A 321-nucleotide genomic window follows, 5' to 3' on the forward strand; every position below is an offset into this window, starting at 1 on the left:
TCGGGGCGGCCGGTTGCGGCGGTGGAGTCGCTGACGTTGCGTCCGGCTTCTGCCGAGCAGGTCAACGCGGCGGGTGCCGCTCACGTGGAGTCGCTGTTCCGCGTGGAGTGGACGGCTGTGGCCCCGCAGGAGGCTCCCGTCGGGGAGCTGCGATGGGCGGTACTGGGCCGGGACGAGATGGGCCTTGGAAGCACGGGCCTCGTCCAGGTAACCGAGTACGCCGATGTCGATGCCCTTGTGGTGGCGTTGGAGGCGGGTGAGCCGGTTCCGGACGCGGTGTTTGTTGCTCCGTCTGTCGGGGTGTCGGCTGAGGGTGTCGTG

Annotated in this window: 1 protein-coding gene; it reads left to right on the top strand. The window is 69.8% G+C overall.

Translation table 11 applies throughout. The features are described 5' to 3' along the window. Positions 1–84 precede the first annotated feature (84 nt). On the top strand, positions 85–321 hold a 237-nt coding region (locus tag ACEPPI_RS40835), incomplete at its 3' end, for a hypothetical protein (protein ID WP_373920290.1).

Source organism: Streptomyces sp. AB3(2024), from assembly GCF_041862025.1.
Taxonomy (GTDB): domain Bacteria; phylum Actinomycetota; class Actinomycetes; order Streptomycetales; family Streptomycetaceae; genus Streptomyces.